The following is an 11812-nucleotide window of genomic DNA, read 5'->3' as shown; positions in this document are numbered from 1 at the left end:
TGCCTTCATAGTTTGGTGATGATGGCAGAGAGGTCACACCCGTTCCCATACCGAACACGGAAGTTAAGCTCTCTAGCGCCGATGGTAGTTGGGACCTTGTCCCTGTGAGAGTAGGACGTCGCCAAGCAACTAAACACGAGTCAAATGACTCGTGTTTTTTCGTGTTTTCTTTTATAATCCATAGTAATTAAAAAAATGTGCTTAAATAATTACTATTTTGATTAAATGCAGGGGAATGTGGCTAGGATAGTGAATAAGCAAAAGAGTTGCAAATTTTATTAATACGTATATAATTAAAGTCAAAGATAGTCAAAGTCAATAAAGGTGGCGGATAAATGAGAAATATATCTGATATCATTGAGCAATATCTAAAGCAAGTTATTGACTTAAGTAATAATAATGTGATTGAAATCAAAAGAAATGAGATTGCGGATCGATTCGAGTGCGTACCATCTCAAATCAATTATGTAATCAATACCCGTTTTACATTAGAAAGAGGATTTATAGTAGAAAGTAAACGTGGTGGAGGAGGTTACATTCGCATTATAAAAGTCAAACTGCATGATGATATAGACATTATTGATCAAATGCTTCATATGATTGATCATAGCGTTGCACAAGGGAATGCAGAGAGTATGATTATACGTTTATTAGAAGAGGGAATCATAACAGGCCGTGAAGCAAAACTAATGTTAAGTGTACTAGATCGTTCTGTATTATCAATAGATATTCCTTCTCGAGATGAACTTAGGGCTCGAATATTATGCGCAATGTTAAGAACACTGAAATATAAATAAATACAGCTTTTGTAAAAGAATGATAATTAAGATAGGGCAGTTAAATATTGTAGAAGTTTTGAAAAAGAGCATGTACTTTTATCTAAATGGATTAAGGAAAGAGGACAATCTAGTAATGTATGAAAAGTATCATGAGGTAGATCGTTCCTGTTGTAAAGGTGGGGATATTGATGACTTGTCAAAACTGTAATATAAGACCAGCAACTTTACATTATACAAAAGTAATCAACGAGAAGAAGGCGGAAGTTCATCTTTGTGAGCAATGTGCAGAGCAAAGTGGCTATACGTCTTTCTTTCAATCATCACAGTCTAACTTTTCATTTCATGATGTATTTGCTGGTTTATTACACGGTGAATCAACAATGTTTGGAGAAGGAAAAAACGGGTTTTCAAATACAAATACAATAAGATGTCCAGGTTGTAAGATGACATACGAACATTTTACAAAGGTGGGACGCCTTGGTTGTGCTTCTTGTTACGATACATTTAAAGGACACTTAAACCCATTGTTAAAACGACTTCATGGTGGACATACAGAACATTGTGGAAAAATTCCGGAACGAATGGAAGGAAATATCCACTTAAAGAAAGAATTAGATGAACTAAAACTTATTCTGAAACAATATGTACAGAATGAGGAGTTTGAGAAAGCTGCTGAGGTAAGAGATGAAATTCGAGGGCTTGAAACTCAGCTTAGTGAGCATAGAGAGGGGGAGTAGTTCTATGTCACTGGACAAAATTATGAATGAAGCGATTAGTCCATGGATGAAGGGGGATGGCCCTGATTCTGATATTGTTTTAAGTAGTCGAATTCGTTTGGCTCGTAATTTTAAGCAATATCAATTTTCTACTATGCAAAACGAAGAGGAAGCTCAAAAGGTTCAAGAATTATTTAAAAAGAAATTTATAAATAAAGCGGTAGAGCCCTTTGGGAAGTTTGGACTATTAAAAATGAATGAATTAACGCCTCTTCAAAGGAGAGTTTTAGTCGAAAAGCATTTAATTAGTCCAAATCTAGCAGGGACTGAATATGGAGCATGTCTGTTATCAGAAAGCGAACACATTAGTGTGATGCTTAATGAGGAAGACCACATTAGGATTCAGTGCCTATTTCCAGGACTACAGTTATCAAAGGCGCTTCAAAGCGCCAATCAAATAGATAATTGGATTGAGAAAGAGGTTGAATATGCTTTTGATGAATCACTTGGATATATTACGAGTTGTCCTACTAACGTTGGTACAGGATTAAGAGCTTCTGTAATGATTCATTTACCAGGGCTGGTTTTAACAAAAAGAATTAGCCGTATTATACAAGTAATTCAAAAATTAGGTTTAGTAGTAAGAGGAATATACGGTGAAGGTAGCGAAGCGTTAGGTAATATATTTCAAGTATCAAATCAAATGACGCTAGGGAAATCCGAAGAAGATATTATTGCAGATTTAAAGAGTGTCATGCAGCAAATTATACAACAAGAAAAATTGGCCAGAGAATTAATTGTACAAAATTCGAGTATTGAGCTTGAAGATAAGGTTTATCGTTCTTACGGTATACTAGCAAATAGTCGTTTAATTCAATCTGCAGAAGCGGCAACTTGCTTATCGGATGTACGACTTGGTATTGATCTAGGATATATAAAAGGTATATCGAGAAATATTTTGACTGAGCTAATGGTTCTTACGCAACCTGGTATTTTACAACAATACGCAGGAGGACCTTTAGGACCAGAAGAAAGAGATTATCGAAGAGCAACCTTAATCCGTGAGCGATTACGTATTGAAAAAAACTAAGCGCAAGTAGGAGGCGATTTCTATGATGTTTGGAAGATTTACAGAAAGAGCACAGAAAGTATTAGCTTTATCTCAAGAGGAAGCAATTCGCATTGGGCATAATAACATTGGAACAGAACATATTTTACTTGGGCTTGTACGCGAAGGTGAAGGAATTGCAGCAAAAGCGTTAATTGCTCTTGGATTGAGCCCGGAGAAAGTGCAAAAAGAGGTAGAAGCGTTAATTGGACGTGGAACAGAAGCTTCTCAAACTGTACATTATACACCTCGTGCTAAAAAAGTTATTGAATTGTCTATGGATGAAGCGCGTAAGCTAGGACATTCTTACGTTGGAACAGAACATATTTTACTTGGCTTAATCCGTGAAGGTGAAGGTGTAGCGGCACGTGTTTTAAATAATTTAGGCGTCAGCCTCAACAAAGCAAGACAACAAGTGTTACAACTTCTTGGAAGTAACGAAGCAAGTTCAGGTCACCAAGGTGGTTCATCGACAAATGCAAATACACCGACACTAGACAGTTTAGCGCGCGACTTAACAGTTGTTGCACGTGAGAATCGTTTGGATCCTGTTATTGGACGTAGTAAAGAAATTCAACGTGTAATTGAAGTGTTAAGCCGTAGAACAAAAAACAATCCAGTGTTAATTGGAGAGCCTGGTGTAGGTAAAACAGCAATTGCTGAAGGGTTAGCACAGCAAATCGTAAATAATGAAGTTCCTGAAACGTTAAGAGATAAGCGTGTTATGACACTAGATATGGGAACAGTGGTAGCTGGGACGAAATATCGTGGTGAGTTTGAAGATCGTTTAAAGAAAGTAATGGATGAAATACGTCAAGCAGGGAATATTATTCTATTTATTGATGAACTTCATACACTAATCGGTGCAGGTGGAGCAGAAGGTGCAATCGATGCATCAAATATTTTAAAACCATCTTTAGCACGCGGAGAATTACAATGTATTGGTGCGACAACTTTAGATGAGTATCGTAAATATATTGAAAAGGATGCAGCTTTAGAGAGACGTTTCCAGCCAATTCATGTTGATGAGCCGAGTCTAGAAGAATCAACTCAAATCTTGAAAGGTTTACGCGATCGTTATGAGGCCCATCACCGTGTGTCTATTACAGATGATGCAATTGATGCAGCTGTGAAACTTTCCGATCGTTATATTACGGATCGTTTCTTACCAGATAAAGCAATTGATTTAATTGATGAAGCTGCTTCAAAGGTTCGCTTACGTTCTTATACAACACCACCAAACTTAAAAGAGCTTGAAGTGAAGCTTGAGGAAATTCGAAAAGAAAAAGATGCGGCTGTACAAAGTCAAGAGTTTGAAAAGGCTGCTTCCTTACGTGATATGGAACAACGCTTACGTGAGAAATTGGAAGATACAAAGCGTCAGTGGAAAGAACAACAAGGAAAAGAAAATTCAGAGGTTACGGTAGAAGATATTGCAAATGTCGTTTCTACATGGACACGTATCCCTGTTTCTAAACTTGCACAAACAGAGACTGATAAATTATTAAACTTAGAATCCATTCTTCATGATCGTGTCATCGGCCAGGATGAAGCGGTAGTGGCTGTAGCGAAAGCTGTTCGTCGTGCAAGAGCAGGACTGAAAGATCCGAAACGTCCAATTGGTTCATTTATTTTCTTAGGACCAACAGGTGTAGGTAAAACAGAATTAGCAAGAGCGTTAGCAGAATCTATGTTCGGTGATGAGGATGCAATGATTCGCATTGATATGTCTGAGTATATGGAGAAACATTCAACTTCTCGCTTAGTTGGTTCTCCTCCAGGATATGTTGGGTATGAAGAAGGCGGACAATTAACAGAGAAGGTTCGTCGTAAGCCGTATTCAGTTGTCCTATTAGATGAAGTAGAGAAGGCGCATCCTGATGTATTTAATATTTTACTACAGGTATTGGAAGATGGTCGTTTAACTGATTCTAAAGGACGTACAGTTGACTTCCGTAATACGATTGTTATTATGACGTCTAACGTTGGTGCTGAGGCGTTAAAACGTAACAAACATCTTGGATTTAACGTACAAGATGAAAGCCGTGATTATTCGGATATGAAAGGTAAAGTAATGGATGAGCTGAAAAAGGCATTTCGTCCAGAATTCTTAAACCGTATTGATGAAATTATCGTATTCCATATGCTTGAGAAAAAACATATTCAAGAAATTGTGACTCTTATGGTAAATCAGTTAGTGAATCGCTTAAAAGAACAAGAAATTGAATTGCAATTAACAGAAGGGGCGATTGCAGCTATTGCTGATAAAGGGTTTGATCGTGAATATGGTGCTCGTCCACTACGTAGAGCAATTCAGAAGCATGTAGAAGATAGACTATCGGAAGAACTTTTAAAAGGTGCTATTGAGAAAGGACAAAAAGTTATCTTTGATGTAGAAGGGGAAACATTTGTCATTCATAGTGCTGAAAAGGTAAAATAAGTATAGACAAACTAAGAGGGCTACGAGATAGCCCTCTTTCTTGTACGAGAAGGTCAAATGTTTATAGATGAAAGCGAAGTGAAATATAAAAAGATATGGCTAAAAAGAAAACAAAATTCACATGTCAAGAGTGTGGTTATCAATCACCAAAATATATGGGTAAATGTCCAGGGTGTGGTCAATGGAATTCGCTTGTTGAAGAGATGGAACCCGTTGTATCATCCAGACGCCTAAATTATGCAAATGCAATTCAAACAGAAGTAACAAAACCAAGACGTCTTATAGAAGTAGAAACAAAGTCTGAGGCACGTATTGAAACAAAATTTCAGGAGTTTAACCGTGTACTAGGTGGCGGAATTGTAGATGGATCTTTAGTACTTATTGGTGGGGACCCTGGGATTGGAAAATCAACGTTATTATTACAGATTTCCTCGCAATTAGCAGATGCTTCATATGATGTATTGTATATATCAGGTGAGGAGTCAGCAAAGCAGATTAAACTTCGTGCAGATCGTTTACATGTAAATGGTAGTAATCTATTTGTTGTATCAGAGACAGATTTACAGCGTATTGCAGCACATATTGAAGAGATGAATCCTGCTTTTGTTGTTATTGATTCTATTCAAACGATACATTTACCTGAAGTGACATCAGCTCCTGGTAGTGTGGCGCAAGTACGTGAATGTACAGCAGAATTAATGAAACTTGCAAAAACAAAGGGAATCCCAATTTTCATCGTAGGGCATGTGACAAAAGAAGGTGCAATTGCGGGACCGCGTATGCTAGAACATATGGTCGATGCAGTTCTTTACTTTGAAGGAGATCGACACCATACATATCGTATTTTACGAGCTGTAAAGAATCGTTTTGGTTCTACGAATGAAATGGGTATCTTTGAAATGAAAGAACTTGGCCTTGCAGAAGTCTTAAATCCTTCTGAAATTTTCCTTGAGGAAAGACCAGTTGGAGTTGCAGGTTCAACAGTAGTTGCCTCAATGGAAGGAACAAGACCAGTTTTAGTAGAAATACAGGCATTAATTTCCCCTACTAGTTTTGGAAATCCTCGAAGAATGGCGACAGGAATTGATCATAATCGTGTCTCGCTTATTATGGCGGTACTAGAGAAAAGAACAGGTTTACTATTACAAAATCAAGATGCGTATTTAAAAGTAGCTGGTGGTTTGAAATTAGATGAACCGGCAATTGATTTAGCTGTTGCCTTAAGTATAGCTTCAAGTTTTAGAGATAAATCTACGGCACCAACTGATGCGGTAATAGGAGAAGTTGGATTAACTGGAGAAATAAGAAGAGTATCAAGAATCGAACAACGTGTACAAGAAGCAGCTAAATTAGGATTTCAACGTGCTATCATTCCTAGAAAAAATTTAGGGGGGTGGACAATTCCAGAGGGGATTGAGGTTGTAGGTGTTTCTAATTTAGGAGAAGCGCTTCGTTTGACATTAGGAGGCTAGGCTATGGAAGAAAATAAGCAACGTGTCAAAAGTATAATTAATATTTTACAGCTCGTGGCCCCGGGAACACCACTGCGCGAAGGGATAGATAATGTACTTCGTGCACAAACAGGGGGACTAATTGTTCTTGGGTATAATGAGCAGATTAAAAGCATTGTTGATGGTGGTTTTCATATTAATTGCGCATTCTCTCCTGCTAGTTTATATGAATTAGCAAAAATGGATGGAGCACTTATTTTAAATGAAACTGGAAGTAAAATTTTAATTGCAAACGCACAGTTAGTTCCGGATTCATCTATTGATTCTATTGAAACAGGTATGCGTCACCGAACAGCAGAGCGTGTAGCAAAGCAGACGGGCAGCCTTGTTGTGGCCATTTCACAAAGACGTAATGTAATTACGCTATATCAAGGGAACTTACGTTATACATTAAAAGATATAGGTGTCATTTTAACAAAAGCAAATCAAGCAATTCAAACGCTAGAAAAATATAAGGCTGTATGGAATGACGGCATTACGAATTTGGGTATTCTAGAATTTGAAGAGGTCGTTACAATGTCCGAGGTGGTTCACGTTTTACATAGTGTTGAAATGGTGCTGCGTATAAAAAATGAAATATTGAGCTATATTCATGAGTTAGGAACAGAAGGTAGGTTAATTCGTTTACAGCTTACAGAATTACTAGCTGATTTAGAGGCAGAGGCAGCATTGTTAATTAAAGATTATCACCAGGAGAAAACACAAGACCATCATCAAATCTTGAAAAAGTTACAAGATCTTGCAAATACACAACTTTTAGAGGATAGTGATTTAGTTAAATTACTTGGCTATCCAGGACAAACAAGCTTAGAAGAAAGTGTGACACCTAGAGGGTACCGAATCACAAGCAAGATTTCTCGTGTTCCGCCACTTATTATCGAGAATTTAATTAATCGATTTAAAACATTGCAAGGTGTTTGCCGAGCAACTATTAATGAATTGGATGATGTGGAAGGAATTGGAGAAGTGAGAGCGAAGAAAATACGAGAAGGTCTAAAAAGAATTCAAGAGCATCTCTATATGAGTAGACACAATTAAGAATATTACATTGATTCTATAATATAACGACACTAGAACATTTTTGGTATATGATATGATATATTGGTAAATAAAACTATTTACAAAAAAACACGTCCGCTTTTGCATTCGGCGTTTTGATTAGCGAAACAATGGTTAATAATGAGTAGGAGGTGGTTGGATGTTAAAACGGATTGTACAGCTCTTCTTTTTAGTGATCGGGGGAGCGTTAGGGATTTACTTAATCCCAAAAATTATTAATGTATTAGATATCGGTGCGGTTCCTTTGTTGGAAGGATCGTATGTTCGTGCAATTATTGGTGCAATTATTTTATTTTTAACAACATTTTGGCTTGTAGATTATATTGTTCAACTTATTAAGCATATTGAAGAGGCTCTTGTAAAGGCGCCTGTAGCAGATGTTTTATTTGGTACATTAGGATTAATCTCTGGTCTTATTGTTGCATATTTAATTTTGATACCAATTCGTGAATTTACAATTCCAGTTATTAGTACGGTGTTGCAAGTGTTCTTCACCCTTTTACTTGGATATTTAGGATTCCAAGTAGGATTTAAAAAGAGGAATGAATTGCTAGGATTATTTACATTACCCCAACGCGGAGGTAAGAAGAAAAACAATAGTGAGAATGAAGAGGTAGAGGTCGAAGCAGAAAAATCTACGACTCATTGGAAAATTCTCGATACGAGTGTAATTATTGACGGACGTATTGCAGATATTTGCCAAACAAAGTTTTTAGAAGGAACAATTGTCATTCCGCAATTCGTATTAGAAGAGCTTCAGCATATTGCCGATTCTTCAGATGCTTTAAAGCGTAATCGTGGCCGCAGAGGGCTAGACATTTTAAATCGTATTCAAAAGGAGATGCCGATTCCGGTAGAAATTTATGAAGGCGATTTCGATGATATCCAAGAAGTAGATAGCAAGCTTGTAAAGTTGGCAAAAATCACTGGTGGAACTGTAGTAACAAACGATTTCAATTTAAACAAAGTTTCTGAATTACAAGGGGTTACGGTGTTAAACATTAATGATTTAGCTAATGCGATTAAACCAGTCGTACTCCCTGGTGAAGAATTAAGTGTTTATGTTGTGAAAGATGGTAAAGAACAAAATCAAGGTGTTGCATACTTAGATGATGGTACGATGATTGTAGTAGAAGATGGTAGAGAGTATGTGGGTTCACAACTTGACGTACTTGTTACTAGCGTATTACAAACATCGGCTGGTCGTATGATTTTTGCAAAACGTAAATTGCTAGAAAAAGCATTATAAGTAGAGGATTATTAATATGTATACATTAATTATTCCGGCAGCGGGCCAAGGAAAACGAATGGGTGCTGGTAAAAATAAGTTATTTTTACTTATAGATGAAGTACCAATTATTGTGCACACATTGCGTGCTTTTGAAAAAGATAAAGCGTGCAAAAGTATTATTATGGCAATTAACGAAGAAGAACGCCCGTATTTTGAAGAGTTAATGCAGAAGTACCAGATTGAAAAGCACGTACAATTTATTCAGGGTGGAGCCGAAAGACAAGATAGCGTATATAACGCACTTCAGTATGCGAGTGGTGTCGAATATGTTCTTGTGCATGACGGGGCGCGCCCGTTCGTAACGAATAAAGTGATTCGCGATGTATTAATTGCAGCAGAAAAATATGGAGCTTCCATTTGTGCAGTGCCAGTAAAAGATACTGTTAAGAAAGTAGAGCAGGGTGTTGTTGTAGAAACGGTAGAGCGATCTCAACTTAACGCTGTACAAACACCACAAGGATTCTCTGTTTCTCTTTTGCTAGAAGCTCATAGAAGCGCAAAGCAAAGTTGTTTTCTTGGCACAGATGATGCAAGTCTCGTAGAACGTGTTGGGAAGCAAGTAGGTGTAGTAGAGGGGAGTTACTATAATATTAAAGTGACGACTCCGGAAGATCTATTAATTGCTGAAAGTTTCCTACGTGTTCAGAAGAAATAATGTTGATGATGTGTTAATAAAGAAAAGCTCGGCAACAGCCGGGCTTTTCTTTATAAGGATAGCGATATAATATAGAGTCATAAAGCTCAGTAGTTTAGCTTAAGGAGGAAGTAAGGATGTTTCGAATTGGACAAGGTTTTGATGTACATGAATTTGCGGAAGGGCGCCCGTTGATTATCGGTGGAATTACAATTCCACACGAGAAAGGATTAATTGGTCATTCAGATGCAGATGTATTGTTACATACGATTGCTGATGCATGTTTAGGTGCGATTGCAGCAGGAGATATCGGAAAGCACTTTCCTGATACAGACCCAGCTTTTAAAGATGCAGATTCAGCTGTATTGTTACAAAAAGTTTGGGAATTTGTGCGTGAACAAGGTTACGAGTTAGGAAATTTAGATTGTACAATTATTGCTCAACAACCAAAAATGGCACCACATATTGAGAGCATGCGTAAGCGCATTAGTGAACTGTTAGAAACGTCTATCGATAACATTAATGTAAAGGCAACAACAACAGAAAAATTAGGATTTACAGGTAGAGAAGAAGGGATTGCTTCTCAAGCGGTTGTTTTATTACAGAAAAAATGATGGTTTTTAATTCGTAAGATGGATAATCACATTTTTTTGGTGTACAATTATAGAATGTGTTGACATTAAGGATGGAAGGTGTACCAATTATGGAAAAGCAAGTGAGAGTACGCTACGCGCCAAGTCCAACAGGACACTTACATATCGGAAATGCGCGTACGGCATTATTTAATTATTTATTTGCTCGTCATTTAGATGGCAAATTTATTATTCGTATTGAAGATACTGATGTAAAACGTAACGTGGCTGGTGGAGAAGAAAGCCAATTAAAATACTTGAAATGGCTCGGTATGGACTGGGATGAAGGTGTTGATGTTGGTGGTGAATTTGGACCATATCGCCAAACAGAGCGTTTAGATATTTATAAAAAATTATATGAAGATTTATTAGAGCGTGGTCTAGCTTATAAATGTTATATGACAGAAGAAGAGCTAGAAGCAGAGCGTGAAGGACAAATCGCTCGCGGTGAAACACCTCGTTACGCAGGTAACCACCGTGAATTAACTGAAGAACAAGTGAAAGAATTTGAAGCTGAGGGACGTATTCCAAGTATTCGTTTCCGTGTACCAGCTGATCGTGACTACACATTCAAAGATATTGTAAAAGATGAAGTTGCGTTCCATTCAAATGATTTCGGTGATTTTGTTATTGTGAAAAAAGATGGAATTCCAACTTATAACTTTGCAGTAGCAGTAGATGATCATCTAATGGAAATTACACATGTACTTCGTGGTGATGATCATATTTCAAATACACCGAAACAAATGATGATTTATGAAGCTTTCGGCTGGGATATTCCACAATTCGGTCATATGACTCTAATTGTTAATGAAAGTCGTAAAAAGTTAAGTAAGCGTGATGAATCTATTATTCAATTTATTGAGCAATATAAAGAGCTTGGGTATCTTCCAGAAGCAATCTTTAACTTTATTGCACTACTAGGTTGGTCTCCGGTAGGAGAAGAAGAAATCTTCTCTAAAGATGAGTTTATCAAAATGTTCGATGCAGCTCGTTTATCAAAATCACCTGCATTATTTGATTCTCAAAAACTAAAATGGATGAACAACCAGTATATGAAAAAGCAAGATTTAGATACGGTTGTAGAGTTAAGCTTACCGCATTTAGTGAAAGCTGGACGTGTGGGAGAAACTTTAAGCGAACAAGACCAAGCTTGGATTCGTGATGTAATTGCTTTATACCATGAACAAATGAGTTTTGGAGCTGAAATTGTAGAGCTTTCTGAAATGTTCTTTAAAGATCATGTTGATTATGAAGAAGAAGGACAAGAAGTATTAAATGGTGAACAAGTACCTGAAGTACTTCGTGCATTTGCTGGTCAAATAGAAGCTCTAGAAGCAATGGAGCCAGCAGCAATTAAGGCAGCGATTAAAGCAGTTCAAAAGGAAACAGGACATAAAGGTAAAAATTTATTTATGCCAATCCGTGTTGCAACTACAGGACAAACGCATGGTCCAGAGCTTCCGAATGCTATTGCACTTCTTGGAAAAGAAAAAGTTTTAAATCGTCTTCAAAAAGTAATTGGTTAACATTTTCTAGGTTTAGAAATATAATAAGTATACCTAAAACCTAATAAGGAAAAGCGACGAGAAGGAGAAGTAGAAAATCAGGCTTTTTACAGAGAGAACCACCTTTAGGCTGG

10 protein-coding genes, 1 rRNA gene and 1 other annotated feature (1 of these 12 running past the window's edge) are annotated in these 11812 nt (G+C 37.1%); all 11 genes read left to right on the top strand.

Annotated elements, in window-relative coordinates; genetic code table 11:
* The first annotated feature begins 11 nt into the window (after positions 1-11).
* The 11 genes from rrf (at position 12) to gltX (ending at position 11699) form a co-directional block, all read left to right on the top strand.
* Positions 12-127: ribosomal RNA gene (gene rrf, locus AU379_RS27855) — 5S ribosomal RNA — on the top strand.
* Between the two features lie 208 nt (positions 128-335).
* Positions 336-797: a transcriptional regulator CtsR gene (ctsR, locus tag AU379_RS27850; protein WP_001244557.1), complete on the top strand. Its 462-nt coding sequence runs from the start codon at positions 336-338 to the stop codon at positions 795-797.
* A 170-nt stretch (positions 798-967) separates the two neighbouring features.
* Positions 968-1516 carry a UvrB/UvrC motif-containing protein gene (locus tag AU379_RS27845; protein ID WP_000128398.1) on the top strand — a complete coding sequence of 183 codons (549 nt, stop codon included), beginning with the start codon at positions 968-970 and terminating at the stop codon, positions 1514-1516.
* A gap of 4 nt (positions 1517-1520) precedes the next feature.
* Positions 1521-2585, top strand: coding sequence for a protein arginine kinase (locus AU379_RS27840; protein WP_000050842.1), 1065 nt, complete (start codon positions 1521-1523; stop codon positions 2583-2585).
* A gap of 22 nt (positions 2586-2607) precedes the next feature.
* A complete protein-coding gene (clpC, locus tag AU379_RS27835; protein WP_000971184.1) occupies positions 2608-5043 on the top strand; it encodes an ATP-dependent protease ATP-binding subunit ClpC in 2436 nt (811 codons plus the stop codon).
* Between the two features lie 95 nt (positions 5044-5138).
* Complete coding sequence (gene radA, locus AU379_RS27830) at positions 5139-6515, top strand: DNA repair protein RadA (protein WP_061140079.1); 1377 nt, start codon at positions 5139-5141, stop codon at positions 6513-6515.
* Between the two features lie 3 nt (positions 6516-6518).
* The gene (gene disA / locus AU379_RS27825) at positions 6519-7592 is read left to right on the top strand and encodes a DNA integrity scanning diadenylate cyclase DisA (RefSeq protein ID WP_000392158.1); all 1074 of its coding nucleotides are present in this window, start codon (positions 6519-6521) and stop codon (positions 7590-7592) included.
* A 160-nt stretch (positions 7593-7752) separates the two neighbouring features.
* Positions 7753-8862 carry a PIN/TRAM domain-containing protein gene (locus AU379_RS27820; RefSeq protein ID WP_000919677.1) on the top strand — a complete coding sequence of 370 codons (1110 nt, stop codon included), beginning with the start codon at positions 7753-7755 and terminating at the stop codon, positions 8860-8862.
* Positions 8863-8878: 16 nt separating this feature from the next.
* Positions 8879-9559 carry a 2-C-methyl-D-erythritol 4-phosphate cytidylyltransferase gene (gene ispD / locus AU379_RS27815; protein WP_000288282.1) on the top strand — a complete coding sequence of 227 codons (681 nt, stop codon included), beginning with the start codon at positions 8879-8881 and terminating at the stop codon, positions 9557-9559.
* Between the two features lie 116 nt (positions 9560-9675).
* A complete protein-coding gene (gene ispF, locus AU379_RS27810; RefSeq protein ID WP_000488391.1) occupies positions 9676-10152 on the top strand; it encodes a 2-C-methyl-D-erythritol 2,4-cyclodiphosphate synthase in 477 nt (158 codons plus the stop codon).
* Between the two features lie 89 nt (positions 10153-10241).
* Entirely contained in the window at positions 10242-11699 is a 1458-nt protein-coding gene (gene gltX, locus AU379_RS27805; protein WP_000415143.1) for a glutamate--tRNA ligase, read from the top strand.
* Between the two features lie 47 nt (positions 11700-11746).
* Positions 11747-11812, top strand: a binding site (T-box leader) (it continues 181 nt past the right edge of the window).

The sequence above is a fragment of the Bacillus sp. JH7 genome (assembly GCF_001563515.1).
GTDB lineage: Bacteria > Bacillota > Bacilli > Bacillales > Bacillaceae_G > Bacillus_A > Bacillus_A cereus.
This window is presented reverse-complemented; position numbering and strand designations above follow the sequence as displayed.